The organism is Parasphingopyxis sp. CP4 (genome assembly GCF_013378055.1).
In the GTDB taxonomy this organism is placed as follows: Bacteria; Pseudomonadota; Alphaproteobacteria; order Sphingomonadales; family Sphingomonadaceae; genus Parasphingopyxis.
Genome location: NZ_CP051130.1, coordinates 2,821,017 through 2,846,361 on the forward strand (window position 1 = coordinate 2,821,017; position 25,345 = coordinate 2,846,361).

Genomic DNA, 25,345 nt, shown 5'->3' on the forward strand with positions numbered 1-25,345 from the left:
TGGATATTTGCGAGGAAATGTTCGCCATGCGTCTGAATTTTCGGATCGAAATACCGACCATGTTGCGACGTGCCGTTCTCACGGCATTGGTCGCAGTGCCGCTGACCGGCTGTGCGGGTTTTATCCCTGAGGCATCGGCGCAAAGCTCTTCGAGCAGCGCGCCCTATATCGCGCCACCGCCCGCCGAGACGCAGAGGCCAGAAACACAGAGACCGGCAACGCAGGCGCCTGAGCGCAGCGCGCAGACCGAACGTGCTGAAGTGCCGCAAGGGCCTTCGCGCCAGCTGACAAATGCGATCCGCGCACTCGGTGAGGATTTCAACGGCGAAGTCGGCATTGCCGTGCGCGATGTCGAAGAAGGTTGGACCGTATCCTGGAATGGCGATCGGTTCCTGCCGCAGCAAAGCGTGAGCAAGACATGGGTTGCCCTGACGATGCTCGATCGGGTCGATCGCGGCGAAATGTCGCTCGATCGGATGGTCCGGGTGCGCCCGGAAGATGCGGTGGTTTTCCACCAGCCGATGCTGTCACGCATGGGCAATGGCGGGTTTCAGGCATCAATTCGGGAGCTGTTCGTGCAGGCCATGACGCGCAGCGACAATCTCGCCAATGATCGGCTGTTATGGCTGTCCGGCGGGCCCGATGCCGTCCGCGAATTTTTTGAACGCAATGACCTGGACGGCTTGCGTTTCGGACCCGGTGAACGGGACCTCCAGGCTGGAATTGCGGGAATGACCTGGCGTCAGGCAATGGCGCGTGGCCGGGGTTTCTACACCGCACGTTCCAGCTTGGCGCAGGATGTCCGGCGCCGGGCGATGGATCGTTATCTCGCAGATCCGGTCGATGGTGCGACTGCCAATGGCATGGTGGAAGCACTGGCGCGGCTGTCCAGAGGCGAGCTGCTTTCGGAACGCTCAACCGCGCTCATGATCGAAACGATGCGTAACTCACGTACCGGTCCACAGCGTTTGTCCGGCGGTGTGCCGCGTGGCTGGCGATTTGGGCACAAGACCGGCACGGGTCAAAATCTGAACGGCATGGTCGCCGGCTATAATGATGTCGGCATTCTCACCACGCCCGATGGACGCGACTATGCGGTAGCCGTGCTGATCGGCAATACGCGGGTCGGCATTCCGACGCGCCAGGAACTGATGCAGCGCGTAATGGGCCAGGTTGTCAGCCATCACCTCCGCCGCCGCTATGAATTTTTCACCGGCGGCATCCAGACCTCGCGCTAGGCGGTATCCAGCTGGCGCGCTCCATGCTGCGCGGTCTGGGTCCGGCGATAGGCTATTTCCGTTGACCGCTCCCGGACAGTATCGAGGAACAGCCATTCGCCGCGCGCGGCCTCCGGCGTCAATGTCACGGTCAGATAGCCGCGGCCCGACGTATCGGCCCAGCGCAGATCCGGGCTGGCTTCCACGAGCGACCGCGCAACGGTCTCGGCCGGCATCTGTGGCAAGAAGCTCTCAAAACCTGGTGACGTGACGCTGTGACCAGCCATTTCGACGCCGATATGGGCGCCGTCATGCTGGAGGTCACTGGCCCAGCCATTATGGCTATCGCCGCTCAGGACGAGAAGATTGGCCTCGCTCTCCTGGGCGGCTTGGTAGAGGCGGTTGCGGGCGGCTGGATAGCCGTCCCAGGCATCGAGATTGAGCGGCAAGCCTGCTTGTGTCGCAGCTGCCAGGAACTGCGCGCGCTGGCGGACAGCCGCATTCTCGGTGTTGGCGACGGCTTCGGCCAGCGGCAGCGGGAAGTTTATCCGCGCCATGATGACTTGTTGTGCCAGCACCTGCCAGCGGGTGCCCGCAGCCGTCGAAGCAGCCATTTGAGCACTGACCCAAGCTTCCTGCTGTGCGCCCATGATCGTCCGGCCTTCGTCAGACCAGGGTCCGTCACGGAATATGCCAAGGCTTTCAGCGACTGCGCTGCCATCACCGACGGCATTGGCGTAGTCGAGCTGCTCGCTGCGCGCCGTTATTCGCGTCTCGGGCATGATGATCGTTGCAAGATCGCCAATCTGATAGCTGTCCCAGGGCGCGTCAGAGACCGGCATCCAATCCTGATAGGCTTGCATGGCGGCCCGCTTTCGCGCCTCCCAATCGCCCTCATCGGGCTGGTGGTTCTCTGCGCCACCCATCCAGGGATCATTGGTAATCTCATGATCGTCCCAGCGCGCAATCATCGGGAAATTGCGGTGCAGGGCGGCAAGATCCGGATCGGCGCGATAGGTTGCGTAGCGCAGCCAGTAATCGGCCAATGCCAAAATCTCGGTCGAGGGCATCAAATCGCGCCCGGCGAGCGCCTGTTCCTCTGTCGGATAACGGCCCATTTCATATTCATAGAAATAGTCGCCGGTATGGATGACCAGGTCGAGATCATTGCGGTCCGCCGCGTGTCGATAGGCATTGAAATGCCCGAAACGGAAATTGGAGCAGGAGAAGACACCCAATGTGAAGGCGCTGGTCGGGCCTTCCGGCAGGGTGCGCGTCCGGCCGATTGGCGATGCCGTGCCATCGGGCGCGATGAAACGATAGAAATACCAGCGACCCGGTGTCAGACCCGCGATGGTAACCTTGGCCGTGAAGTCATGGGCATTGCGTGCTGCTGTTTCCCCGCGCGCGACAATCCGGCCAAACTCCGCATCCTCGGCAATTTCTGCCCGCAACATGGGTTCGCCTTCGGACACATAGCGCGTCCAGAGCAGGATTGAGGTCTGGGTCGGCTCACCGGATGCGACCTGATGGGTAAAACCCCGCGCAGCGAGCAATCGTGCCGCGCCCGGTGTCGCAACGGCGCCAAGGCCGAATAGGCCGGTCTGCAGAAGAAGCCGTCTGTTCATCGCGATTGTCATTCCCAGTCCCCTTGTTCTTCCGCTCTATCCCGCGATCATTGCATGGCAATGACGCCGGTCGTCACAGCTGCGTGCGCAGCGTCCACAGCTCCGGAAAGGCGCGTTTTCCCAGTGTCGACTGCAGATAGGGCACACCGGCTGTACCGCCTGTTCCGCGTTTCCCGCCAATCACCCGCTCCACAGTCACCACATGTTTGTGGCGCCAGCTCGCCATCGCATCATCCATATCGACGAGCTTTTCGGCAAGCTGATACAGCTCCCACCAGCGTTCGGTATCGCGATAGACTTCGGCCCAGGCATTCTCGACTTTGGCGCTCGGCTCATAGGCACTCGTCCAATCTCGCTCGAGCGCAGATTCGGGGATATCGAGCCCGGCGCGTGCTGCAGCGCGATTGGCTTCGTCCCACAGGCTTGGGGCATTGAGCGCGGCATGCATTGCCTGATATTCGGCGCTATCCTGCTCCTGATGCTTTAAATGGCTGCCATCCTTGAGCCCGAGCATGAATTCGAACTGGCGGAATTGGGCGGACTGGAAGCCGGAGCTCGATCCCAAAACATTGCGAAAGCGCGTATAATCAGCCGGTGTCATTGTCGCGAGCACGTCCCAGCTCAGCGTCATCACCGCCTGGATCCGGCTGACGCGCGCAAACCCTTTATAGGCGGGCACCAGCGCATCATTCTGGATCAGCTCCAGCGCCTGCTCCATTTCGAAGAGGATCTGTTTGAGCCAGAGCTCTTTGGTCTGATGGATGATGATGAACAACATCTCGTCATGCCGGCCAGAGATCGGATGCTGCGCGGAGAGAAGCGGATCGAGCGCGAGATAGCGCCCATAGGTCATGTCATCAGCAGATTGGGTCATGGCCGGTATCTAGCCCGAGCGGAGCTTCGCCGCCAGTGGTGCGGCACGGGAATTCCTGGCTTTAGATTCGCTCTGCCTGACTGACGACTTCGGCGGCGCGGAGGGCGGCGAGAATGCGCATCAGATGGGCGCGGTTATGCACTTCGATATCGACGCAGAAGCTGTGGAAGCTGCCGTCGCGATTCTCGAGCTTCACATTGAGGATATTGGCGCCATGAGTCCCGTAGATGCCGGCCATCACGGCAAGCGATCCCGGTTCATTCTTGAGCACTACCCGCATTGGTGCGGTGCCGCCGTCTGATCCATCGCCCCAATTGACGGCGAGCCAATCGGCATCATTACCGTCTGCCAATGTGTCGCAATCGATGGTGTGGATCTCGATATCCTCGCCGGTGCGCCGCAGTCCGACGATCCGATCGCCGGGAATAGGATGGCAGCATTCGGCAAGCTGGAAGGCCACGCCGGGTGTCAGTCCCTTGATCGAGATGGCCTGGCCCTTGGGTGGCACGGCGCTGTGCAGGTCACCTGTACCCATGCCCGGCATCAAGGCTTCCATTAGCGCGCGATCATCGATCTCCTTGCGCGCGATCTTTTCCATCAGCGCATCTTCCTTGGCGAGCTTCAGCCGCTTGAGCGCTGCCTTGGTCGCGCCACGGCCGAGCGGGGCGGGGAGGCGCGCGACCACCTGGTCGAAGAGTTTGCGGCCCAGTGAGATGGTTTCGGCTTTTTCCTTCTGACGGACGAAACGGCGAATGGCCGCCCGCGCCTTACCGGTCACGACAAAGCTGAGCCAGCCGGGATCGGGATGTTGATTATCGGAGCGCAGGATGCGAACCTGATCGCCATTTTCGAGTTGCGTGCGCAGCGGCACGACCCGGCCGTTCACCTTCGCGCCGACCGTCTGCTTGCCGAGATCGGTATGCACTTCAAAGGCGAAATCGACAACCGTGGCGCCCTTTGGAAGCTGGATCAGCTCTCCTGCTGGCGAGAAAGCGAAGATGCGATCTTGGTACATCGCCATGCGCGTATGTTCGAGCAGCTCTTCCGGGCTTTCGGTCGTCTCGAGGATCTCGATCAAATCCCTAAGCCAGCTCGCCTGGCCATCCGGACGGTCGCCCTGCTTATAGCTCCAATGCGCAGCCAGCCCGTTCTCGGCCTGTTCATGCATGGATTGGCTGCGAATCTGGATTTCGATCCGCCGATCTTCGCCATATTGGATCGAGGTATGGATCGAGCGATAGCCGTTGCGCTTGGGCGTCGAGATATAGTCTTTGAAACGGCCGGGAACCATGTGCCATTTTTCATGCAGGATGCCCAGCGCCTGATAACAGGCAGCCACATCAGGAACGATCGCACGGAACGCCATAACGTCGGTTAGCGTTTCAAATGAGACATGGCGCTCCGCCATTTTCCGCCAGATCGAATAAGGGTGTTTCTCGCGCCCCGTGACATCGGCATCGACGCCATGGCTGCCGAGCACCAGTTTCAACTCCTCGGCGATCCGGTCAATCGTCTCGCCACCTTCGCCTTCGCGCAAGCGATCGAGGCGGGTGGAGATTGATTCATAGGCATCAGGCTCGAGATGCTGGAAGGCGAGTGTCTGCATCTCCTTCATGAACTCATACATGCCGATTCGCTCAGCCAGCGGCGCGTAGATGTCCATCGTTTCGCGGGCGATGCGGCGGCGTTTCGCCTCACTCTTGATGAAGTGCAGCGTGCGCATATTGTGAAGCCGGTCGGCCAGCTTGACGAGCAGCACGCGGATATCGCCGGACATGGCGAGCAGGAATTTGCGCAGATTTTCGGCGGCGCGCTCGGTATCGGACTGCGCCTCGATCGTCGACAGCTTGGTTACGCCGTCCACAAGCCGGGCGACATTCTCGCCAAACAGGTCTTCGATCTCGTCCTGCGTGGCGACGGTATCTTCGATTGTGTCGTGGAGGATCGCGGTCGCGATCGTCTCATCATCGAGCCGCAAATCCGTCAGGATACCAGCGACTTCAATGGGATGACTGAAATAGGGGTCGCCCGAGGCGCGTTTTTGGGTGCCATGCGCATTGACCGAAAACACATAGGCGCGGTTGATCAGAGCCTCGTCAGCCCCCGGGTCATAGCTTTTGACCCGCTCAATCAGTTCATATTGCCTCAGCACCCGGTCAATTTGGCCGGGTGCTGAGATATTGCAACCTTAGAATGGTTACGGGGGGCTTAGCTGGCTGCTTCGTTGCAAGCGGCGAGGGCTTCTTCCGACATCGCTTCGCTGTCGACGATGAAAGCCGAAACCGTGCCGAGTTCGCGAACCAGCGAGTAGCAGGTGTTGGCCGCGCCGCTGCGAGCCTGGTCGGTGGCACAGTCGGTGCCGTTGCAGACCCAAGGTGCGCGGCGGATCACATGGACCCGTTCGTCAGTCGCTTCGGTGAGGGTGGCCCGATACACGGTACCGGCTTGGGCGCCAGTCGCGGTGAACAGGAAGGTTACGGTGGCCAGGGAGAGGAGGATGGAGAGAGTGCGTTGCATGGTAGAAGTCTTTCTTAGGAGAGGGGAGAAAGATGGATTGGATCAGGCGGCAAGCACCGCCAGCACAACTGTCGTGGCTGCAAAAGATACAAGGGCAGAAAGCGTTTCTCGCATTTTTGTTAGGCCTTCATTTTAAGTTGCGAATCACTACCTAGTAGATTCAGTTTTAGGTTGCAACTAAAAACGTTTTCCTGCACAGATATTTTGCGAATCCGCTTTTATGCAGTAGGCTGACCTCATCATGGGCAAACTCAGAGAACCTCTTGCCGAGTTCGACGACGACGAATGCGGCCTCCCCTGCGCACTGCAAGCGATGGGCGAACGCTGGTCATTTATGATCCTTCGCGCCGCTTTCAACGGCCTCAAGCATTTTGAAGAAATGCAGTCGAATCTGGGAATTGCGCGCAATATTTTGGCGAACCGCCTCGGTCGTTTGGTCGAGAGTGAAATCCTCGAGCGACAGCCTTGCCCGGATGATCGCCGCAAGATTGAGTACAAGCTCACCAAGAAAGGCGAAGCGCTGCTCCCCGCAATGATTGCGCTGCGCCAATGGGGCGAGCACTGGGGCACGGGTGTTCCATCAAATCCGGTATTATGTGATGAGCGGGATCGGCAACCGGTTCAGAAGATTCACGTCCATGCGCATGACGGGCGACCGTTGGAATGGCATGACCTGCTCTGGGTAGATCAGAGCGAAGTTGTTGCCGAAGCGGCCGAATAGACGCTCAGTTCACACCGTGCAGATATGAAAAAGGCCCGGAGATTTCCGGGCCTTTTCATTTTCCGCTCGGGAAGATTTAGCCTTCGTAATCGGCAGCCACATTGGTGTTACGCGGCGGGGCCGAGGCCGTGAGGCGAAGCGCTTCAGCCGACTGGGACAGCGAACCGACTTCATCGGGTGCTTCTTCGTCGTCAATCTGCACACGCTGCAGGCTCTGTACGAGCGACTCTTCCAGATGCTTTGGCTTAACCGTCTGGTCAGCGATCTCGCGCAGCGCGACAACCGGATTTTTATCACGGTCACGCTCAACAGTCAGTTCGGCTCCACCGGAAATCTGACGGGCACGCTGTGCAGACAGCAGCACCAGGTCAAAACGGTTCGGGACTTTGTCAACGCAATCTTCGACGGTAACGCGCGCCATGGCTTGTTCCAATTATCAGTAAGTCGGGAAGGCCGGCGAAATAGGCACGAAGCGGCGCTTTGTCAAGAAAATCCCCGTCTTGCAGGGGTCGGGCTTCCCGGCCTAGAGGAGAGGCTATGGCCGATCAGGATATGTCTCGTCATGGGCTTCCCGATGTCGCCGGACACAGTTTTGCGCTGATGCCCGACGGGCCTGAGCGCTTGGATGGCTTGATCGCCCTCATAGATAATGCCCGGTCGAGCATTCGCCTCCTTTTCTACATCTTTGTCGATGATGAGGCCGGCACACGGGTTCGCGATGCGCTGATTGCTGCGCATGAGCGCGGCGTGGCGGTGTCTCTGCTGGTCGATGGATTTGGCAGCGCCAAGGCCAGCGATGCGTTTTTCGAGCCGTTGATCAACACGGGGTGTGGTTTTTGCCGTTACGAGCCCAAGCGCACGCGCCGCTATCTGATGCGCAATCACCAGAAGATGGCGATCGCTGATGAAGCCAGGGCCATGATTGGCGGCTTCAATGTCAAAAACGGCTATTTCGCGGCCGAGGGCAGCGAGGCCAGCGACGGATGGCGAGACCTTGGCTTGAGGGTCGAAGGACCGGCTGCCGCCCGTCTCGCCGCCTATTTCGATGATATCATTGCCTGGTCGAGCGATCCTCGATCCAAGGTGGAGGATCTACGCGCATTATTGCTGCGGCATCACGAGCAGGATGGCGATGTGCGGCTATTGCTTGGCGGTCCGACGCGCGAACTCAGCCCCTGGGCGCAGACGTTGCGCAACGATCTGGGCGGTGCGGAGAAGATTGACATCGTCGCTGCCTATTTCGCGCCCTATGCGCCGCTCCTCAAGCCCATCAGTCGCACCGCGGAGAAGGGGAGAGCGCGGGTGATTACGGCCGCAAAGTCCGACAACAGTGTGACGATCGCGGCGGCGCGCAATCGCTATCGCTATCTGCTGCCGCATACCGAGGTTTACGAATATCAGCCAATGATGCTCCACACGAAGCTCTATGTCGTCGATGATCTCGTCTATATCGGTTCGGCGAATTTCGATGTGCGCAGCCTATATCTCAACCTTGAGGTGATGCTGCGAATTCGCAATCCGGTCTTTGCCGATGCCATCCGTGCCTATGTCGACCGCGAGATTGCCGATTGCGAGCGGATTACGCCCGAGCAATATGCGCGCAGCCGCGGGCTATGGACCCGAATCAAGGGGCGGTTATCCTATTTTCTGATGTCCGTACTGGATTATAACGTCACGCGCCGCCTGAATTTCGGGCTCGACGGCCAATAAGCTAGGCTTCGTTCTTCCAGCCCCAGAACAATACGGCTGGCGGGATATTCCACCACTCACGATCCTTGTCGATCCGATCGAAATTGGGCTCGATAAAGTCGCGACATTTCGGTGAGAATTGGTAGACAAGAAATGCGCCGCCGGGCCTCACCACGCGTCCAGTGGCCGCGCCGATCTCATCGCCGACGCCATCAGGAAGGGTGGAGAAGGGCAGGCCCGACACGACATAGTCCGCCTTGTCAAAACCCTTTTCGGCTATGATCGATTCCACATCCGCAGCCGAGCCATTGACCACATGAAAGCGTGGATCGCGGATCTCGCGGGTCAGATAGTCGACAAAGTCAGGATTGGTATCGATCGCAATCAACGTTGCGTCAGGCGCAAGGCGGTCGAGAATGGGGCGGCAGAAGGTGCCGACGCCAGGTCCATATTCGACAAAAAGCTTGGTGTTTTCCCAGTCGACGGGGGCCAGCATCTTGTTGATCAGTGTTTTCGAGGACGGGATCACGGATCCGACCATCACCGGATGTTTCAGAAAGCCCTTGAAGAAGAGCGCAAGCGGTCCCGGGCCCCGGGATTCCGATTTTTCTGAGCTAATGTTGGACATTGTGTCGGTCATTCGTTTCGATAATCCCGCAATAATATTGCGCTCCCGTTCGCAAATGCACGGGCCGTTGGCAAGCGATTGCTGACTATCGCTTGGATATCGTTGTGGCTAAAGGAGACGCGATGACACGCTCAGGTTTCTTCCTTTTTCCGCTCACAATTAGTGGGTTGCGGGTCTGATGGCCGGATCGCCAACCGTCCAGATTCGCCGCGACAGATTTGCGGTGTTGTTCCTTGTCATGCTGACAGCAGCGGCAGGCAATACCGCCATGCAGTCAGTCATGCCGACAATCGGGCGCGCGCTCGATATCCCGGATTTCTGGGTGTCGCTTGCGTACACATGGTCAGCGCTGCTCTGGGTTTTGCTCGCACCCTATTGGGCGCGCCAGTCGGACCGCCGCGGACGCAAGCCGCTGATGTTGCTTGGCACTTGGGGTTTTATCGCCTCGATGGCGATCTGCGGCGCAATCCTTTGGGCTGGACTGATCGGCTGGTTGCTGCCGGTTACGACCTTTATCATCTTTGCGCTGGCACGGAGCCTCTATGGGGGCTTTGGCTCGGCGGCGCCGCCGGCGGTACAGGCCTATGTGGCGGCGCGTACGGACCGGGAAAACCGCACGGCGGCGCTCTCGGTGATCGCCTCATCATTCGGCCTGGGTACGATTCTGGGTCCGGCGCTTGCGCCTGCGTTCGTCTTTCCGATGGAGGGCGGCCTTGCCGGGCCGTTATTGGTGTTTGCGCTATTGGGTTGTGTGGTGTGGCTGGCCGTCGCGCTTTTGCTGCCGAACGACACGCCACAGCATGAAGCACGGGGCACGATTTCGAGCGAGCCATCTATCGGTGGTTTATCGGGTGCAGGCGCGCCCGCCCAAGATCCAGAAGATCAGGCGCTCCCACTACCAGGAGAGAGGTTGCGTTGGCGCGATCCGCGAGTCCTGCCCTGGCTGATCGTCGGGGTGATCGGCGGGCATGGACATGCTGCAATATTGGGCGTGATCGGGTTTCTCGTCATCGACCGGCTGTCCGTGCCGCTTGCCGAGGCGCAACAGGCCATCGGTATTGTGTTGATGGCAGGCGCGGGGGCGACGCTGCTCGCGCAATGGGGGCTGATCCCGCAAATGAAAGTCCCGCCCAAACGCCTGATCATCTGGGGCTTTATCCTTGGAGCTGTTGGCTGCGTGTTAACTGGTTTTGCTACTACCTTGCATGCGATGACACTTGGTTTCGCCATCACCTCGCTGGGCATGGGCTTGTTCCGGCCGGGCTTCACCAGCGGGGCATCGCTCGCTGTGAGTCGCGCAGAACAGGGCCAGGTTGCCGGCATGGTGGCTTCGGTAAACGGTATGGCATTCATTGCCGCCCCGGCGCTGGGCGTGCTGATCTATGGCGCGTGGATGCCGCTGCCGTTCCTGGTCAGCGCAGCCTTGTTCGGACTGCTTACCATTTGGGCTGCAGTGAAGCTCGAAAACTAATAGCGCGCGATCGCCTAATGCTTGTCCTCGTTGGACGGGCTCAACATGCCAGGTGAGATAAAGCCGATCGGGTTGAGTGCCAGCGAATCCTGCTTCAGCTTGGCCGCCATCAGCTCATATTCGCGTTCCATCTCGCTGGTCACGCTGGCGCGCATATCCGCAAGTGCCAGCTCGAAATCTTCCATCCCGACGCTTTCGGCATCGATCGATCGGCGCAAGGCATAGAGGCCCGCCCGCCGGGTCAGATCTTCCAGATCGGCCCCGGTGAAGCGTTCGGTGCGTTCAGCAAGTGAGTCGAGATCAACATCCTTGCCGAGCGGCATGGTCGATGTGTGGATCGCTAAAATGCGCCGACGCCCGGCTTCTTCAGGCACCGGAACATAGACCATTTCGTCAAATCGTCCGGGGCGGATCAGCGCCGGATCGATGAGGTTGGGCCGGTTGGTGGCACCGATGACAACCACGGATTGCAGCTCTTCCAGCCCATCCATCTCAGCAAGGATCGTATTGACGACCCGTTCGGTCACCTGTGGCTCGCCAAGGCCGCCTCCGCGAGCCGGTACAAGACTGTCCAGCTCGTCGAAGAAGATCACGGTCGGTGCAACCTGGCGTGCCCGGGCAAAGAGCCGGGCGATCTGCTGTTCACTCTCGCCATACCATTTGGACAAAAGGTCCGAGGATTTCGTGGCGATGAAATTGGCGTTGGATTCATGTGCGGTCGCCTTGGCGAGCAGCGTCTTGCCGGTGCCCGGCGGTCCATAGAGGAGGAAACCCTTGGCCGGGCGAATGCCGAGACGCCGAAACGCATCCGGGTCTTTCAGAGGAAGCTCGACGCCTTCCTTGAGGCGTTTTTGTACATCATCCAACCCGCCAATATCGTCCCAGCTCACATCGGGTGCCTGGACCATCACTTCGCGCAATGCGGATGGCTGGATGCGTTTCAACGCTTCGGTGAAATCACGGCGATCGACCTTGAGTTCGTCGAGAACTTCGGTGGGTACGGTGCGTTCTTCAAGGTTCAGCTTTGGCATGATGCGCCGCACGGCTTCGATGGCGGCCTCACGCGTCAGTGCACCGAGATCGGCGCCGACAAAGCCATAAGTCTGCCGGGCGAGCGCGTTCAGGCTGACATCGGGGGCCAGCGGCATGCCGCGCGTATGGATGGCGAGGATCTCGCGTCGACCCGCTTCGTCCGGCACGCCGATAATGATCTCGCGATCGAAACGACCTGGTCGCCGCAAGGCTTCATCGATCGCATCCGGGCGGTTGGTCGCCGCGACGACAATCAGATTGGCGCGCTTTTGCAGCCCGTCCATCAGGGTGAGCAGCTGGGCAACGAGGCGTTTTTCGGCCTCGCCAGCCGTTTTGTCGCGTTTGGGCGTGATCGAATCGATCTCGTCGATAAAGACGATCGAGGGTTGGGCCTCGGCCGCCTTTTCGAAGACTTCGCGCAGCTTCTTCTCGCTCTCGCCATAGGCGGAACCCATGATCTCCGGCCCGTTGATCAGGAAGAAATCGGCATCGCTCTCATTGGCGACCGCGCGGGCAAGCAGGGTCTTGCCCGTACCGGGCGGTCCATGGAGCAGAACGCCCTTGGGCGGTTCGACGCCAAGCCGTTGAAACAGTTCTGGATAGCGCAGAGGAAGCTCGACCATCTCGCGCACTTGGTCGATCGTCTCGCCAAGGCCACCAAGATCGTCATAGGTGACATCTGCACGCCGGGCTTCGGTAGGCTCGGTATATTCGCCCTTTAATTCGACAGTGGTGTCTGCATCGATATGAACAATGCCCTTGGGCGTTGTCCCGGCAACAACCAGCCGCACTTCCTGCAGCGCATAGGCGGGCGCGTTCATCATCTGGCGCAGCTGGGGCGGCATATCGCCGCGCTCGACAGGGCGTTGGCCTGCGGTTGCGACAACATCGCCTTGCGTCAGCGGCTTCATGCCAAAGCTGCGTTTCAGCGCTTCGGTATTGCCGTGCAGTTTCAAATTGCGTTGGGCAGGTGCGAAAACGACGCGCTTGGCCGCCTGCGATTCGGTTTTCTCAACCGTCACGAAATCGCCAGAGCCGGCGCCGGCATTGGCGCGCTGCAGCCCGTCGATCCGCAAGATTGCCAGCCCCTCGTCATCCTTATAGGGGAGCACCGCCCGGGCAGGGGTCGTGCGTTTGCCAGTGATTGCAACCACATCACCCTCGGCCAGGCCCAGCGCTGTCATTGTTTCGCGCGACATGCGGGCAAGGCCGCGACCTGAATCTTCAGGGCGGGCATTGGCGACCTGCAGTTTGTGACCTTCGGTCGCGGGCGGGTTTTCGCTGTCAGCCATAAGGACTCCGTACTGTTGACGAAATCAACATAGGGTCTTGCAGGCCCGATGCGAACCATTTGACCGACGGAATATGATTTTGGCGGACCCGGGGCAAAAAAACGGGCCGACCAAAGAGGGGAGGTCGGCCCGAAGGGTCTTAGGAGAGGATGCCTGTAAGGCCCGCCCTAATTGGGTTTCATTTTGCAATTGTGCAAGTGCGAAAAGCTTGCTATGAATTGCAGAAATTGCAACTCTCTTTGCGGCCCGCCCGGACAGAAGTTGCTATTGCAGTAGGAGCGCGCTGATGCGAAGATTGCCGCCGCTAACCGCCATAGAGGCCTTTGTCCAAGTCGCACGCCTAGGATCGGTAAAAGCGGCCGCCGAAGAGCTGGCCCTGTCCTCGCCCGCGTTAAGCCGTAGAGTCCAGAATTTAGAGCATTTTCTAGGTCGCGCCCTGTTTGAACGCCGTCATCATGCGATGGTTCTAACCGAAGATGGCGAAGCCCTTTTGACGCGGGTTTCCGGTCCCCTCGATGAACTGGCGAACGCGATTGAGATGTCGACCGGCCAGGCGGATCTGGTGCGATTGCGGCTCGGAGTATTGCCACTTTTCGCATCGCAGCGCTTGATCGGCAAATTGCCCGAATTGCGTGAGCTGCATCCCGAGCTCCATATTGATATCGATACGGCAGCCCATGGCACAGCCCGATTGGGCGACGGTCTGGATGCGGCAATCACGCTGGCCCAGACAATCGACCCCGGGCTCTACTCGCGCGAGATCGATCATAATGTCATTACGCCGATCGGCGCGCGCGGGCTGACCGTGCGGGGTGTTCCGGTAACCGAACCGGAGCAGCTTGCCGGGCAAACGATCCTTTTGCACCGTGATATGCCTGAGACATTCCACTATTGGCGTAACGCCATCGGCTTTCCCAACCTGGAACCGGCAGCAGAAGACCATTTCGATTCCGGTCAGTTGATGCTGGACGCCGCTGCCCAGGGCCTGGGCGTGGCCTTCATGCTCGATTCCCATCTCCACGATGCGGCGGATGATCGGCTGGTGCGCTTGTTCGATACGAAGATTGAAAGCCCGTACAGCTATTGGTTCACCTGCCGACGGTCAGCGTTGCGCCGCAAACCGGTGAAGCTGTTCCATGATTGGCTGTTCGCGCGGGTATGTCGCCAGGCGACGGGTCAGCCAGCCGCTGGCGATTCTATTGCTGCAGCAATTTAGCGATCTCGCGGCTTACGCTGCGCGGTGACATGCGGTTCGATTGAACCATTGCTTTGTTGAGGAAACCGGGAACCACAATCGCCTTGTTCTTGGCAAGACCGGCAAGGCCTGCCTCGACAACGCGTTCCGGTTCGCCCGCGAATTTCTCAAACAAGGTGGTATCGGTCATGTTTGCACGATGGGCGAACTCGGTCTTTGTCGCACCGGGGCATAGTGCCGTCACCGCGATATTATGCGGCATCAACTCTTCATGCAGGGCCTCGGTAAGCGACAGGACGAACGCCTTGCTGGCATAATAGACCGCCATACCAGGCCCCGCCTGAAACGCTGCGGTAGACGCGACATTAAGGATTGCACCGCCGCCATTGGCGATCATGCTTGGAACGACCCGGTGGCAAAGCTGTGCGACCGCAATGCTGTTCACCTGGATCATGTCGACCTGATCGCCAATCGGCAGCATATGGAAATCGCCGCGCGCGCCAAAGCCTGCATTATTGATCAGCGTACCAATATGCGCGCCTGAATCCTCGATCGTCTGCACGATCTCATCGGCGGCGTCATAATCGCTCAGATCTTCAGTAATGACGATCGTGTCGGGACCGAGCTCTTCGGCCAGTTTATCGAGACGATCCTTGCGCCGCGCGACGAGCGCGATCTTGTCACCACGCTTCGCGCAGGCCCTGGCAAACAATCTGCCAAGACCAGCAGAAGCGCCAGTGATCAACGTATAGGGATTGGCCATATCGACAGGCCCCCGATTAGCCGACAGTCGTCGACTTGATGACGCCCGGGGTTGCCGGTGGTTCGCCTTTGGGCAGCGCATCGATATGCTCCATCCCTTCGGTAACCTGGCCCCATACGGTGTATTGGCCGTCAAGAAATTCTGCATCGTCAAAGCAGATGAAGAATTGGCTGTTCGCGCTGTTCGGGTCCTGGGCCCGCGCCATCGAGCAAGTGCCGCGCACATGCGGTTCGCTGTTGAATTCCTGTTCAAGGTTCGGCTTGTCCGATCCATGCATGCCAGTGCCCGTTGGATCGCCGCCCTGCGCCATGAAGCCGGGAATGACGCGGTGGAAGACGACACCGTCATAGAAGCCGTCCTGTGCCAGCTCGGAAATCCGGGCAACATGGTTCGGCGCCAGATCGGGGCGCAGCTTGATGACGACATCGCCGCTATCGAGCGAAATGGTAAGGGTATCGGACATGGATCGAATCTCCTGAAATGGTCGGTGTTGCGAGTGTCCCTAGGCAGCCGCGGCGCGCTGCGCCAGTCCATATTCTTCGGCTACCAGGGCATAGCTGTGTTTGCGAGCGGCATGGTCGCCCATGATATTGACGAGCATCATCTCGTCTGCGCCATATTCGGCTGCAACATCATCGAGTTGCTGATGGACTTCGCCGGCCGTGCCAAGGACGATCCGACGACGGCGGTTGGCCAGCGCATCGGGGTTTTTCTCCAACCAATCCTCGGCGGTATCAATCGAGGGCACGGGAATCAGCACATTGCGCTGGAGCAGAGCACCGAGCATCGCTGCGGGCTTGGCGAGCCGTTCCGCTTGTTCGCGTGCATCGGCAGCAATCACCCAGCTGGCGACCATGACATGCGGCTCCGCCAATCGGATAGAGGGCTTGAACCGGGCGCGATACTCGGCCGTCATGGCAGCACCGTCGCGATTGATGAAATCGGCAAAACAGTAGGGCAGGCCCGCTTCGGCGGCCCATAATGCGCTGTCCATGGATGATCCGAGCATCCAGGTTTCGGGCGTGCCGCCACCGGCCGGCAATGTGTCGGTCAGCGGGAAGAAGGGATGATCTTCGGGCAGGGTGCCATCGAAATAGGCCAAGAGCTCGGCCAGATTATTGGGGAAGTCGTCATGCGGCATGCGGCGGCTGCGATCGCGCTGCAAGGCGAGCATGATCCGCCCATCTCCACCGGGCGCTCGGCCCAGGCCCAGATCAATCCGCTCGGGTGCAAGGGCGCTTAGTAGGGCGAAAGTCTCGGCCACTTTGAACGGTGAATAGTGCGGCAGCATGATCCCGCCCGATCCAACGCGGATCCGTTTCGTCGCCAAGGCGATCGGGCCTATCAATGCTTCGGGCGCAGCACCGGCCAATGCCGGGCTCGCATGATGTTCGGCAACCCAATAACGATCATAGCCGAGCGCATCTCCATGACGCGCGAGGTCGAGTGTATCGGCGAGCGCATCAGCGGCGCTTCGACCTTCGGCAATGGGCGATTGGTCGAGTATCGAAAGGCGGTAATCTGGCATGCAGCGCATAGTAGCTGATCGGTCCGATGAGGGAAGGGCTGAGAAGAAAGGCTGACAAGCCGCCCGCTTTCGGTCTAAGTCGCTGCCGGGCATTGCATTAGGGAGGGCGCCACATGAGTGATATTGTCGCTGACACTCCCGATACCGATACCACCGAGACCGAGTTCGATACGGACGATCGGTTGAAGCCTGAATTCATCAAATCGGTCATCGATTCCGTCGAAGCGGGCGATGACGAGGCTGCCCGCGAGCTGGCCGCTCGCCTACACCCTGCTGATATTGCTGATCTTTTCGAGCAGGTCGGCCGCGATCAGCGCGCGATCCTGGCCGCCGCCTTGTCCGAGATGCTCGACGGCGAAGTCCTCGCCGAGATGAACGATTTCGTTCGCGAAGCCCTGGTCGATGAGCTCGACAATGAACAGGTCGCCGATCTCGCCGGCAATCTCGAAACCGATGATGCGGTTGCGATTATCGAGGATATGGAGGCTGGCGATCAGCGCGAAGTGCTCGATGCGCTCGAACCCGATGATCGCGCGGCGATTGAAGAGGCGCTTACCTATCCGGAAGAATCCGCCGGTCGCGTCATGCAGCGCGAGCTGGTTGCCGTGTACGAGAATATGACGGTCGGTGATGTGATCGATTTCCTCCGTGCGAACCAGGAAGACACGATGGATTTCTGGGAAATCTTCGTTGTCGATACGGCGCACCACCCGGTTGGCACCTGTGCGTTGAGCTGGATCCTGCGCACGCCGCGGCATTTCGCAATCTCCGATGTGATGAAGCGCGAGCAGACGTTGATCCCGGTGGACATGGACCAGGAAGAGGTGGCGCTCCGCTTCCAAAAATATGGCCTGATCTCTGCGGCTGTCGTGGACGATGCTGGCCGCTTGGTCGGAATGATCACGGTTGATGATATTGTCGACATCATCTCCGAAGAGGCTGGTGAGGATATCCTCCGGCTGTCGGGCGCTGGCGAAGGCGATATCAACCAGCCCGTCGGCGAAGCCTATAGTGGCCGCGTCCGATGGCTGATCGCCAATCTGGGTACGGCGCTTGTCGCGAGCATCGTCATTTCCTTCTTTGGCGCGGCGATCGAGGAGATGGTCGCGCTCGCCATCCTGATGCCGATTGTCGCCTCGATTGGCGGCAATGCCGGGACGCAGACCATGGCGGTTGCCGTGCGTGCGCTGGCGATCAACGAGCTGACGCGCGCCAATACCTGGCGCACTATTCGGCAGGAGCTGGCGGTTGCGATTCTCAACGGGGCGACGATTGCCGTGTTGATTGGCCTCGGCGCGGCATTGGTGTTTTCGAATTGGCCGCTGGGCGGCGTTATTGCCGCGGCAATGCTCGTGAATATCGTGATCGCGGGCCTTGCCGGTGTGATGGTGCCGGTTGTGCTCGATCGGCTGAAACAGGATCCTGCGGTTGCGTCTTCGGTCTTTGTGACGATGATTACCGACTCAATCGGTTTTCTCGCTTTTCTGGGCTTTGCAGTCGCTTCGGGCCTGGTCGGCCAATAGCATCCCTCGCGTCCCGAACGCTTGATACCCGGCAATCCCTCGCCCAAATGAACGCCATGGCTGCGCTGCACATCACAAAACCGGCTGTCGGCTGCGATTCCATCCAGCGTATTCGCGAGCGCCAGGCACCGCGTGTATCCGGTGGCGAGGTAACGATCACCACCCGATATCGTCCGACGCGGCACGAAGAACTGATCGGCGGTTCTATATTCTGGATTATCAAGCACCGCCTGGTCGTGCGGCAGCGTATCCTCGGATTTGTCGAGAGCGATGATGGCCGCTGGAACATTCGCCTCGATCCGAAACTGATCCCGGTGCGCGCGCGTCCGAAACGCGCGCATCAGGGTTGGCGCTATCTCAAAGGCACGGATGCACCAGCCGATTTTGACGGGGATGAAGACGGGATTGCCGAAATGCCGCCCAAAATGTTGAACGATCTCGCGCGGCTCGGGCTTATCTGAGCGCTATCGCCGGCCGAGAAAGCCGCCACAGGTGACCTGGCCGGATCCGACACTGCGGTCGGTGCAGGCCGCATCGCCCAATATCGTAACGATGCCATTGCCGACAGCGATCACCTCGGCTTCGCGATCGGCGGAGATTTCGATGCTGCCCGGGCCGTTGAGATTGACCGTGAGATCGTCGACCGTGAGGTTTGCCGCCGACAACGTGCCCGGACCTTCGACCGTCACGCGCCCGGTTTCCGCCTGGCCGCCAATCTCCATCACACCCGCACCGGTAACTGCCAGCGCCAAATTGTCGCTCTCGACCTGATTGACCGCAAGCCGCCCATTGCCGCCGAGGCTGATTGTCAGGCGACCGCCGCGCATCCGATCAATCTCGAGATCGCCGGTGCCGATCACCGTCGCCTGTTCAAGCTGGTGGGTGGTCAAATAGAGGATCGCAGATTGATTTTCACGTTCGCCGGGATAACCACCCCAGCTGTTTGATACATTGCGCCGCACCCGGAGTGTATTGCCGACGACCTGGACGGCGATCTCGTCAATCGCCCGCTGATCGCCCTCTGCGCGTGCTGACGAGCCCCTGCCGGTGGTCACGCGGACGACAAAAGGCCCATGGACCTGGATCCGCTCGAAACTGGTGACCGAATAGCCGCGCTGGGCCGCGGCCGCGGGTACCGCCAGCGCGAGCGCAAGCATTGCGGCGGTGATCCGAGCCATCATAGTCGCGCTTCTCCCCATTCGACCCAACCGGCCCATCGCGGCGTTTTCCGCATATAGCCTTGTTCTTGCTGAGCGATCCTGAATCCAGCCTGAGCGACCGCCGCTGTCACCGGGCGGGTTAGATGGCAGCCACCACCGATCCGCTTCCAGACGGGTTCAATGCGCCGTTGCCATTTTGCTACGTCGATGTCCGGCGCTGCGCCATGTTCGCAGAACAGCAATTGACCGTCTGGCTTCAGAACACGCCGGGCTTCGACCAGCGATTGCGCTTGATCCTGGACCGAGCAGAGGGTGAAGGTGGCGAGTACGGTGTCAAAACTCTCATCCGCAAAGGGTAGGTTTTCGGCCACGCCCTCCTTGATATCGAAGTCTATGCCCTCGGCCTTTGCCGCATCGCGCGCGCGGTCAAGCAATCCAGGCGAGGGGTCAACGCCGTCAACGCTGGTCACGCGGGAGCCGTCATAGAGCGCAAAATTTGCGCCGCCACCGGCGCCGAGCTCGAGCACTTTGCCGTGTGCGCGGGGCACGACTTTCGCGCGTCTCTTCATGATTGGCGGCTGCGTGCAGCAAAAACCGATGAGGCGTGGCACGACATATCGATCCCAAAGTCCTGGCATACGCAGGATCGTGCCATGCGCGCGGCATCATGCCCAGTGCTAAATATTTAAGTATTGACTTAATTAAGACATTGCTTAAGTAAATGCGCATGGATGAATTTGCAGCCCTGAGTGATTCGACCCGGCGCGAGATCGTGACTCTGCTCGCCGAAGCAGACCGGCGCGCGGGCGACATTGCCGCCCAGTTCGATGTTAGTCCGCCGGCCGTGTCCCAACATCTCAAGGTGTTGCGAAACGCGAAGCTGGTGAAAGTTGAGCGACGCGGGCGTGAGCGGATTTACAGCCTGGACTTGGAGGGCCTCGCCGCAATGGAGGCCTGGGTCGAGCGGACCCGCACTAAATGGAACAGCCGCCTGGATCGCCTGGCTGCGCTGCTGGAGGAGGAAGATCGCGATGCGTGAAGACTATGGAACGCAGCTGGAGGATGGCTCGCTGCGCTTTGTGCGCGATCTGCCCGGGCCAATTGAACGGGTGTGGGACTATCTGGTCGATCCGGAGAAGCGCGCATTATGGTTTTGCGACGGAACGGCGGGCGCTAAAGCCGGCGACCCCTTTGTCATGCGTTTCAATCATGATGACATTTCGCCTGAGAAGCTCCCGGAGCGCCATGCGGGAATGCAAGGCGGCGTCGAGATGGGTGGGACGGTCGTCGAAATTCGCCCACCTGAGCTGTTCATTATGAGCTGGGACGGTGACAATGAAGAATGCCGATTTGAGCTGACGTCAAATGGCGACCGCGTGCAATTGGTGCTGATCCAAGCCCCGTCACGCGATCATGCGGATCTTATCGACATGGCCTGTGGCTGGCACGCGCATGTCGGAATCCTGATCGACCGCCTGTCCGGCGATGAAATCCGCGGATTCTGGACCGAACATGACGGGGTCGAAGACTATTATCGTCGGCTGATAAAGCCGATCGATTGAGCTATTCCTGGTTTTTCTGCCATTCCTGCACGGCCTTGAAATAGGGCATGCCGCCGAGCGCGGCGCCAAGGCCGATAATACCGCCGCCGATTGCGCCGCCGACGCCCAATATACCGTAGCTAACAACCGCGCCGACCACAGCGCCGGCGATGATCATTCCCAGCTGTGAACCCGTTGGTTTTGGCCTGTCTGCCATGTCTCGTTCTCTCCCCATTAGATCCAGGCCAGTGTGCGGTAGGTCGGGATATGATGCAAGGTTACGGTCATGTAGGTGCCATTCATACGCTGTCAGTCATGACGCCGCCGGGTCGCTGTCTTATCGGCGCTTGCCAAGCCGTTCCGCATTGGACATGAACGCGCGGCATTGGTGCCAAAAGACGGAGAGGCGCAGTGGACAAGCTGATTCTGTTGCTCGATCGGACCGCCGTCCTGTTTATCGGCGTTGCCGTTGGCGCGGTCATAGGGCTCGCTTTTCTGGGCGGCGGCGATAGCGGAGAAGCGGTGGCGAGCGCGCCCGCACCAGTTGTGGCGGCTGCTGAAACCGACATATCTGAAGCTGCCCCGATGGAATGCGCGGCCCAGTTCAATCGCAGCCTGACCAATGCGCTGGCAGAGGGCGATCCCGTGCATATCGGTGTGTTCGGAGACAGTTTTGGTGATGGGCTATGGGCGGCTCTATATCGCGGCTTTCGCGGCGAGGACGATTTCGTTGTCCACCAGTATGCCCGGCAATCTACCGGCTTTACACGCTATCGGAGCCTCAATATTTTTGACGATATGGCCGAGCGACTTGACGAGCAGCAGATCGATATCGCGGTCCTTTCCTTTGGCGCCAATGATACCCAAGGCATCTATACAGACGGCGCTGGCGCAGCGTTTATGAGCGAAGACTGGCAGAATATTGTCGGCGAGCGCATCGATGCCATCGTCCAGCTGCTCCGTGATCGCGGTTCGATTGTGTATTGGATGGGTATGCCAAAGATGCGGCGCGAGGCGTTTGATTCGCAGATTCAGCAGCAAAATGCATTTTACGCCGCACGCATGCGGCAACTCGGCGTGCCCTTTATCGACACGGTCTCGCTCACCGTCGATGAAGATGGCCAATATGCAGCCTATCTTCCTCATCCTGAATCCGGCGAGCGAACACTCGCGCGCGCCAATGATGGTATTCACATGACGGGGCAGGGCTATGGTTTCCTGACGCGCGATCTCGAGCAACGCATCCGCGGCTATGTGGATAGCGCCCGGGCTGAGGCCATGCGCGAGAGCGAACGCCGTAGCGCCGGCAATGAGAGCGCGACCGCAGGACAAGCCGAAGGATGACCTCGGCAATCTTTCTGGCGGCGTTGGCCGCTACGCAATCCGCACCGGGGACGTGCACTGAAACGCTCTGCTACGCGGAAAATCTGGCACCCTTTTTTGCACAACTCGCCGAGAGTGATCGCGATAGCGGCGATCCGATCCATATCGTCCAGATTGGCGACAGCCATACAGCGGGCGATAATATCACCAATGGCTGGCGCGAAGAATTGCGCCGGCGATATGGCCATGGTGGCCGCGGTGTTCTCGCCGCGGGCCGGCCCTATGGCGGCTATCTGACCTGGGGCGTTACCGCGTCCCAGACCAGCGGTTGGGAAGTGAATTCAATATTCGGGCGCGGTTACGCCAATTACGGCCGTCCGCTCGGCATGTCCGGATTCAGCCAGACAGCACGGGCCGAAGGGGAAATGCTTGGGATTACCGCCGACACGCCCGATCAGAGTTTCGACCGGATTATCCTATGCGCAATCAGCGAGCCAGGCGCTGGAACCCTGGTAATGCGGCTGGGCTTTGAAACGGAGCGGTTCGAGCTTGACGGCCCGGAGCGCCGGACCGTGTGCCGGACAATGGATAGTGAATATCCGCAGCTCGGCGCCTCGGTAACGACGGCAGATGATCGGGTTGTAACCGTGACCTCCTTTGCCACGATGATGCAGGAAGGGGGCGTCACGCTCTCCAATCTCGGGGTGAGCGGATCGCAACTCGTCCATATCGGGCGCGCGACAGATGAAACCGTGGCGGCCGAGCTGGCGGTCTATGATCCCGATTTGATCGTCATTGCCTTTGGCACGAATGAAGGATTTTCACAGCAGCTGTCTGCACGGGAATTTGAGGGCGATTTGCGCGTGCAGGTGAACAGGCTGCGCAGACTGGCAGGCCGCGATGTCCCGATCCTGCTGATCGGCGCTCCGGACGCCAATACGCGAAATCGTGGACTTGCTGACAATGCTGGGCCGCCAGTGCCCTGCGCCGACCCGGCCGGGGTCAATAGCGGCGGACGGCCCTGGTATACGCCGACGTTGCTCGCTGAGCTGCGGGGCCGGCAGCGCCGGGTTGCCCGCGATATGGGCTTGGCTTTCTGGGACTGGAATGCGGCCATGGGCGGGCGGTGCGGTGCGCATCGCTGGCGCAATCGGGATCCGGCTCTGATGCGCGGTGATCATGTTCATTTCAACCAGACCGGCGGCGCGCGGATCGGGCAGATGCTGTTCGCCGATCTGGAACGCGCGGCCACCGCGGTCAACGATCGTTAGCAGGGGATAATGGTGCAGTTGCGGGGCATGCGTCAGCGCACAGATCGATTGGTTGTAGAACCCTGCTGGACGGCGGGTCTGCGCTAGATGCTGTTTCCCACGCTCACCTTCGGGCTGTTCTTCCTGATCGTCTATATCATCGCCTGGGCGCTCAAAGCCTCCAATGAATGGCGCAAGATATTCCTGCTGATCGCCAGCTGGTTCTTTTATGGCGCCTGGGATTGGCGGTTTGTGGCGCTGCTGATCCTGAGCGGCTTTTTGAACTGGGGCGCAGCGCGATTGATCATCGCCTATCAAGATGATCAGAAGCGGCGAAAGCTGTTCCTGGTGCTTGGCGTAATCGCCAATCTCTGCATCCTGGGCTGGTTCAAATATTACGGCTTCTTCATGGAGCAGTTCGCGGGCTTGCTGACCGGGCTTGGCTGGGAACGTGACCTTTATATCATGCAGGTGGTACTGCCGGTCGGCATCTCCTTCTTCACCTTCCAGGGGATGAGCTATCTGATCGATATCTACAGGCGCCAGACCGAACCATCGCGCTTGCTCGATATGGTCCTGCTGATGAGCTTTTTCCCGCATCTGGTCGCTGGTCCGATCGTCCGGGCATCCCACCTTATTCCCCAGTTCCAAACCGTGCCCAAGATTGACCGCGGCATGGCGGCGATGGGGATTTTGCTAATCGTGTGGGGGTTGTTCAAAAAGGCGGTGATTGCCTCCTATCTGGCAACCGAATTTGTCGATCCGGTCTTCTTCGATCCGAGTGCCCATTCGACTTTTGACTTGATCATGGCGGCCTATGGCTATGCCGTGCAGATCTATTGCGACTTCTCGGCCTATAGCGACATGGCGATCGGGCTTGCCGCGTTGCTCGGCTATCGCTTCCCGCACAACTTTAACCAGCCCTATCGCGCCACGTCGCTGCAGGATTTCTGGCGGCGCTGGCACATCAGCCTGTCGAGCTGGCTGCGCGATTATCTCTATATCTCACTCGGCGGCAGCCGGCATGGCCGGGCACGGCTCTATTTTGCGCTGATGACGACAATGCTGCTCGGCGGTCTCTGGCACGGGGCGAGTTGGAACTTCGTGATCTGGGGCGCGATCCATGGCGGTGTGCTGGTCGCCGAACGGCTGTGGCGCGAATATCGGCCGGACCATTGGCCTGTCCTCCCCGCTGCTGCCGGGATCATCATTACCTTCCATATCGTGACGCTCGCCTGGATTTTCTTCCGTTCGGCGACCTTTGGCGATGCGAGCCAATATCTGGCCGGTATCGCCGCCTTTGATTTCTCGGCAACCACCCTCACCCCGCTTGGGCTGGTGCTGATCCTCTTCGGAACTGCGCTCCACGCTCTGCCGCCCGACGCAATTCAGCGCGCGGCGGTGCGCGTGCGGACGCAATCGGCGGCATTGGTGGGCCTTGCTACCGGATTTCTCATTCTCATCATCGACGCCATGCGGCCCGAAGGCGTCGAGCCCTTTATCTATTATCAATTCTAGGCGGAAAGGAGCCCGATGACAGACACTGACGCATCACCGGCCAAGTCCGCCGAAAAGACGCTTCTGACGACGGTGGGTAGCGATGCCAATATGACATCGCCGGTCGATCTGCCGCCGATGGAGGGCGAAGACGGTGGCGGCCTGTTATGGACATCGACGGTGATCGCGATAGCCACGGCCATACTCCTGCTGTTCAATGCAGATGCAATGCGCGGCTGGGCCTATGATCTTGAGCCTGGCCCGGAAAGCGAGCGGGTGATCGCGATCAGCGATGGCTGGTATCAGCAGACCGAGCGTTTCTATCTCGATCGGCCCGTCGCGGTGATGAGCGGTTGGTGGGATGGCATCAAGGCGCTGGAATTCGGTTCGAGCGCGGATGAGGCTAGCGGTGAGGATGCGTCGGAAGAAGCGCCGGCTCCGCGTAACACCGACAGCCCGGGCTTCTCCCCAGAATAGCAAAAGGCCGCCTTCCCTA

Annotated in this window: 26 protein-coding genes; 13 read left to right on the forward strand and 13 right to left on the reverse strand. The window is 59.8% G+C overall.

Features of this window, described 5'->3' with window-relative positions; all coding sequences use genetic code 11:
- Positions 1–26 precede the first annotated feature (26 nt).
- On the forward strand, positions 27–1,238 hold the full coding sequence (locus tag HFP51_RS13840; protein ID WP_176876294.1) for a serine hydrolase: 1,212 nt from the start codon (positions 27–29) through the stop codon (positions 1,236–1,238).
- Here the strand turns inward: HFP51_RS13840 and HFP51_RS13845 are convergent.
- From HFP51_RS13845 to HFP51_RS13860, 4 genes are all read right to left on the reverse strand, one after another.
- The gene (locus HFP51_RS13845; RefSeq protein ID WP_176876295.1) at positions 1,235–2,857 is read right to left on the reverse strand and encodes an alkaline phosphatase; all 1,623 of its coding nucleotides are present in this window, start codon (positions 2,855–2,857) and stop codon (positions 1,235–1,237) included. The two genes, HFP51_RS13840 and HFP51_RS13845, sit on opposite strands and share 4 nt — an antisense overlap.
- Before the next feature lie 61 nt (positions 2,858–2,918).
- Complete coding sequence (locus tag HFP51_RS13850) at positions 2,919–3,719, reverse strand: tryptophan 2,3-dioxygenase (RefSeq protein ID WP_176876296.1); 801 nt, start codon at positions 3,717–3,719, stop codon at positions 2,919–2,921.
- 61 nt (positions 3,720–3,780) lie between these two features.
- Entirely contained in the window at positions 3,781–5,871 is a 2,091-nt protein-coding gene (locus HFP51_RS13855; RefSeq protein WP_176876297.1) for a bifunctional (p)ppGpp synthetase/guanosine-3',5'-bis(diphosphate) 3'-pyrophosphohydrolase, read from the reverse strand.
- A gap of 56 nt (positions 5,872–5,927) precedes the next feature.
- Positions 5,928–6,236: a hypothetical protein gene (locus HFP51_RS13860; RefSeq protein WP_176876298.1), complete on the reverse strand. Its 309-nt coding sequence runs from the start codon at positions 6,234–6,236 to the stop codon at positions 5,928–5,930.
- 241 nt (positions 6,237–6,477) lie between these two features.
- On the opposite strand from HFP51_RS13860, the gene HFP51_RS13865 reads away from it, so the two are divergent.
- Positions 6,478–6,957: a helix-turn-helix domain-containing protein gene (locus HFP51_RS13865; RefSeq protein ID WP_176876299.1), complete on the forward strand. Its 480-nt coding sequence runs from the start codon at positions 6,478–6,480 to the stop codon at positions 6,955–6,957.
- Between the two features lie 76 nt (positions 6,958–7,033).
- Here the strand turns inward: HFP51_RS13865 and rpoZ are convergent, their stop codons facing one another.
- A complete protein-coding gene (gene rpoZ / locus HFP51_RS13870; protein ID WP_176876300.1) occupies positions 7,034–7,378 on the reverse strand; it encodes a DNA-directed RNA polymerase subunit omega in 345 nt (114 codons plus the stop codon).
- Between the two features lie 116 nt (positions 7,379–7,494).
- Here rpoZ and HFP51_RS13875 point away from each other — a divergent pair, with 116 nt between their 5' ends.
- Positions 7,495–8,667, forward strand: coding sequence for a phosphatidylserine/phosphatidylglycerophosphate/cardiolipin synthase family protein (locus HFP51_RS13875; protein ID WP_176876301.1), 1,173 nt, complete (start codon positions 7,495–7,497; stop codon positions 8,665–8,667).
- Position 8,668: 1 nt separating this feature from the next.
- Here HFP51_RS13875 and HFP51_RS13880 read toward each other — a convergent pair whose 3' ends face one another.
- Entirely contained in the window at positions 8,669–9,286 is a 618-nt protein-coding gene (locus HFP51_RS13880; RefSeq protein WP_370462921.1) for a class I SAM-dependent methyltransferase, read from the reverse strand.
- 166 nt (positions 9,287–9,452) lie between these two features.
- On the opposite strand from HFP51_RS13880, the gene HFP51_RS13885 reads away from it, so the two are divergent.
- Complete coding sequence (locus tag HFP51_RS13885) at positions 9,453–10,745, forward strand: MFS transporter (protein WP_176876302.1); 1,293 nt, start codon at positions 9,453–9,455, stop codon at positions 10,743–10,745.
- Positions 10,746–10,759: 14 nt separating this feature from the next.
- On the opposite strand, the gene HFP51_RS13890 is transcribed toward HFP51_RS13885, so the two are convergent.
- Positions 10,760–13,069 carry a CDC48 family AAA ATPase gene (locus HFP51_RS13890; protein ID WP_176876303.1) on the reverse strand — a complete coding sequence of 770 codons (2,310 nt, stop codon included), beginning with the start codon at positions 13,067–13,069 and terminating at the stop codon, positions 10,760–10,762.
- A gap of 286 nt (positions 13,070–13,355) precedes the next feature.
- Here HFP51_RS13890 and HFP51_RS13895 point away from each other — a divergent pair, with 286 nt between their 5' ends.
- On the forward strand, positions 13,356–14,285 hold the full coding sequence (locus HFP51_RS13895; RefSeq protein ID WP_176876304.1) for a LysR substrate-binding domain-containing protein: 930 nt from the start codon (positions 13,356–13,358) through the stop codon (positions 14,283–14,285).
- Here HFP51_RS13895 and HFP51_RS13900 read toward each other — a convergent pair.
- The 3 genes from HFP51_RS13900 to HFP51_RS13910 are packed head-to-tail and all read right to left on the reverse strand — an operon-like array spanning position 14,266 to position 16,555.
- Positions 14,266–15,027 (reverse strand): SDR family oxidoreductase, encoded by a 762-nt coding sequence (locus tag HFP51_RS13900; RefSeq protein WP_176876305.1) that lies wholly within the window; start codon positions 15,025–15,027, stop codon positions 14,266–14,268. The genes HFP51_RS13895 and HFP51_RS13900 overlap by 20 nt on opposite strands.
- Positions 15,028–15,043: 16 nt before the next feature.
- Entirely contained in the window at positions 15,044–15,490 is a 447-nt protein-coding gene (locus HFP51_RS13905; protein ID WP_176876306.1) for a peptidylprolyl isomerase, read from the reverse strand.
- 39 nt (positions 15,491–15,529) lie between these two features.
- Positions 15,530–16,555: an LLM class flavin-dependent oxidoreductase gene (locus HFP51_RS13910; RefSeq protein WP_176876307.1), complete on the reverse strand. Its 1,026-nt coding sequence runs from the start codon at positions 16,553–16,555 to the stop codon at positions 15,530–15,532.
- A 113-nt stretch (positions 16,556–16,668) separates the two neighbouring features.
- Between HFP51_RS13910 and mgtE the strand changes: the two genes are divergently transcribed.
- Entirely contained in the window at positions 16,669–18,078 is a 1,410-nt protein-coding gene (gene mgtE, locus HFP51_RS13915) for a magnesium transporter (protein ID WP_176876308.1), read from the forward strand.
- Positions 18,079–18,134: 56 nt separating this feature from the next.
- Complete coding sequence (locus HFP51_RS13920; RefSeq protein ID WP_176876309.1) at positions 18,135–18,539, forward strand: DUF1489 family protein; 405 nt, start codon at positions 18,135–18,137, stop codon at positions 18,537–18,539.
- A gap of 3 nt (positions 18,540–18,542) precedes the next feature.
- On the opposite strand, the gene HFP51_RS13925 is transcribed toward HFP51_RS13920, so the two are convergent.
- The gene (locus tag HFP51_RS13925; protein WP_176876310.1) at positions 18,543–19,259 is read right to left on the reverse strand and encodes a GIN domain-containing protein; all 717 of its coding nucleotides are present in this window, start codon (positions 19,257–19,259) and stop codon (positions 18,543–18,545) included.
- On the reverse strand, positions 19,256–19,807 hold the full coding sequence (locus tag HFP51_RS13930) for a class I SAM-dependent methyltransferase (RefSeq protein ID WP_255454686.1): 552 nt from the start codon (positions 19,805–19,807) through the stop codon (positions 19,256–19,258). Before HFP51_RS13930 ends, HFP51_RS13925 begins: the two co-directional genes overlap by 4 nt.
- A 158-nt stretch (positions 19,808–19,965) precedes the next feature.
- Between HFP51_RS13930 and HFP51_RS13935 the strand changes: the two genes are divergently transcribed.
- A complete protein-coding gene (locus HFP51_RS13935) occupies positions 19,966–20,277 on the forward strand; it encodes a metalloregulator ArsR/SmtB family transcription factor (RefSeq protein ID WP_176876312.1) in 312 nt (103 codons plus the stop codon).
- Entirely contained in the window at positions 20,270–20,800 is a 531-nt protein-coding gene (locus HFP51_RS13940) for an SRPBCC family protein (RefSeq protein ID WP_176876313.1), read from the forward strand. Before HFP51_RS13935 ends, HFP51_RS13940 begins: the two co-directional genes overlap by 8 nt.
- 1 nt (position 20,801) lies before the next feature.
- Here HFP51_RS13940 and HFP51_RS13945 read toward each other — a convergent pair whose 3' ends face one another.
- Complete coding sequence (locus HFP51_RS13945; RefSeq protein WP_176876314.1) at positions 20,802–20,996, reverse strand: hypothetical protein; 195 nt, start codon at positions 20,994–20,996, stop codon at positions 20,802–20,804.
- 194 nt (positions 20,997–21,190) lie between these two features.
- On the opposite strand from HFP51_RS13945, the gene HFP51_RS13950 reads away from it, so the two are divergent.
- From HFP51_RS13950 to HFP51_RS13965, 4 genes are all read left to right on the forward strand, one after another.
- Entirely contained in the window at positions 21,191–22,123 is a 933-nt protein-coding gene (locus HFP51_RS13950; protein WP_255454687.1) for a GDSL-type esterase/lipase family protein, read from the forward strand.
- On the forward strand, positions 22,120–23,373 hold the full coding sequence (locus HFP51_RS13955) for a GDSL-type esterase/lipase family protein (RefSeq protein WP_176876315.1): 1,254 nt from the start codon (positions 22,120–22,122) through the stop codon (positions 23,371–23,373). The genes HFP51_RS13950 and HFP51_RS13955 overlap by 4 nt, the downstream gene beginning before the upstream one ends.
- Before the next feature lie 87 nt (positions 23,374–23,460).
- The gene (locus HFP51_RS13960) at positions 23,461–24,870 is read left to right on the forward strand and encodes an MBOAT family protein (protein ID WP_176876316.1); all 1,410 of its coding nucleotides are present in this window, start codon (positions 23,461–23,463) and stop codon (positions 24,868–24,870) included.
- A gap of 15 nt (positions 24,871–24,885) precedes the next feature.
- On the forward strand, positions 24,886–25,326 hold the full coding sequence (locus tag HFP51_RS13965; protein WP_176876317.1) for a hypothetical protein: 441 nt from the start codon (positions 24,886–24,888) through the stop codon (positions 25,324–25,326).
- Positions 25,327–25,345 lie beyond the last annotated feature (19 nt).